The sequence below is a fragment of the Mesorhizobium sp. M7A.F.Ca.CA.003.01.2.1 genome (genome assembly GCF_003998945.1).
GTDB classification, from domain to species: Bacteria; Pseudomonadota; Alphaproteobacteria; order Rhizobiales; family Rhizobiaceae; genus Mesorhizobium; species Mesorhizobium ciceri.
Genome location: NZ_RZRA01001009.1, coordinates 1 through 1,923, shown reverse-complemented (window position 1 = coordinate 1,923; position 1,923 = coordinate 1). Strand labels below are relative to the sequence as shown.

At 63.5% G+C, this 1,923-nt stretch carries 3 protein-coding genes; 1 reads left to right on the top strand and 2 read right to left on the bottom strand.

All coding sequences use genetic code 11. The annotated features are described in order from the left end of the window. On the bottom strand, window positions 1–217 hold a 217-nt coding region (locus EN969_RS28945), incomplete at its 3' end, for a serine dehydratase beta chain (RefSeq protein WP_281060039.1). A gap of 178 nt (window positions 218–395) precedes the next feature. On the opposite strand from EN969_RS28945, the gene EN969_RS28940 reads away from it, so the two are divergent. Beyond that, entirely contained in the window at window positions 396–1,109 is a 714-nt protein-coding gene (locus EN969_RS28940; protein WP_027161543.1) for a DUF599 domain-containing protein, read from the top strand. On the opposite strand, the gene EN969_RS28935 is transcribed toward EN969_RS28940, so the two are convergent. Beyond that, entirely contained in the window at window positions 1,088–1,879 is a 792-nt protein-coding gene (locus tag EN969_RS28935) for a YdcF family protein (protein WP_063167958.1), read from the bottom strand. The two genes, EN969_RS28940 and EN969_RS28935, sit on opposite strands and share 22 nt — an antisense overlap. Between the last annotated feature and the right edge of the window lie 44 nt (window positions 1,880–1,923).

The window sequence follows — 1,923 nt, the reverse complement described above, 5'->3', positions numbered from 1 at the left end:
GCATGACGGCGCGGTCACTGCCGTGGCCGATGCCGGTATAGGCGAGTGACCCGTGCAGGCTGGCGCCAAGGCGGTCGACCTTCACACCCGCCGGGCGCGGCCAGTCATTTCCCGCGACCTCGTCGAGAAACCGCGCCGCGGCGGTCATCGGTCCCATCGTGTGCGAACTCGAGGGTCCTATGCCGATCTTGAACAGGTCGAAAACCGAAAGGAACACGCGGCGTTGTCTCCTGGAGTCAGGTCGAGGACTACATATAGGAATTCCCACGATGTTTCCGCTCTTTTGGAAATCGCGGCGCTGCACCCGCCGACCTTGTTTGCTCCGGCAGCGACATTGGCACGATCGCTGAATGCGGACATCGAAGCGATCGCCCTGAATGTGATAAATTCAGGCCATGGGCGATTCCCTCGATCTTTCGACAGCCGATCTCGCGGCGCTGGCCTTCTTCCTCGTCGCGTGGCTGCTGCACACGTTTGCCTCCGACGGCAAGCTTGTCAGCCGGATGTCGCTGACGACGGCGATGAATGCACAGCGGCAAGCCTGGATGCGGACCATGGCCGAGCGCGAGATCCGCATCGTCGACACCGCCATCATGAGCGGGCTGCAGCAAGGCACCGCCTTCTTCGCCTCCAGCTCGCTGATCGCGATCGGCGGCTGCTTTGCCCTGCTCGGCGCGTCCGACCGGGTTCTTGAAGTGCTCAGCGACCTGCCTCTGGGTGGCGCGCCGTCGCGCGCGGCCTTCCAGATAAAGGTGTTTGGGCTGGTGCTGATCCTGGCGTTTTCGTTCTTCAAATTCGGCTGGGCGTACCGGCTGTTCAATTATTGCACGATCCTGATCGGCGCCGTACCGATCCCGCATGGCGAAGCCTCGCGCAATCCGGTCACCGAAACGGCGGTGTGGCGTGCGGCGCAAATGAACATGCTGGCCGGAAAGCACTTCAACTCCGGCCTGCGCGGCGTGTTCTTCTCGATCGGTTATCTCGGCTGGTTCGTCGACCCCATGGTGTTCGTGTTGTCGACGCTGTTGCTGCTGGCGGTGCTGGTGCGGCGCCAGTTCTTCTCGGCGGCCAGGCAGGCGGTGATCGGTCAGCCGCCCGGAAAAGGCTGATCGATCCGGCCTGACAGCCAGTAGGCAAAAAGCCCGATCCATTCCCGGATGGCCATGGTGGTGGCCCGCAGCGAATCGGCTGGATTGTCGCGGAACAGGCCGACGCCTTCCCGTCCCGAGGTGCGATAGTCGACCGGCCATGGAACGGTTGCAAAGCCGGCCTTGTCGAACAGCGCCTTGGCGCGCGGCATATGGAAGGCCGAGGTCACCAGCAGCCAGGTCTCGCCGGGCTTCGGCGTTACCAACTCCTTGGTGAAGACCGCGTTCTCATAGGTGTTGCGGGACTTGTTCTCCAGGATCATCCAGTCGGCGGCCACGCCAAGCGCGGTGAGCAGGCGCGGCGCGGTTGCGGCATCGCCCTCGCCATCGAGAAACAACGCGCCGGTGCCGCCGGAGACGACCACCTTGGCGGTGGGAAAGCGCCGGGCGAGAATCGCGGTCTCGACCATCCGATCGCCGCTGCTGTTCAGCTCATAGCCGCCGCGCGCCAGATTGATGGCGCCCTCGAAGCCGCCGCCGAGCACGACGATGCCGTCGACCTTTTCCGGCAGCGGCGGGCGTTGAAAGCGCTCTTCCAACGGATTGAGCATCATGGCGCCGAGCGACGTCCATGCCGACAGTGCAAGGATCAAAAATGCCAGCACGCTGCCGGCGGCCGCTAACCGTCGGCGCCCGATCGTGACCGCGAGCAGTCCCGCTAGCAGCAGGAAGATCGCCAGGTTGAGCGGCTGGATGAAGAACCAGAAGATCTTGGAAAGGTAGAAGAACATTGGCTGCCTATCGTCGGCTCGAATTCTCACGACCGATGAAGTGC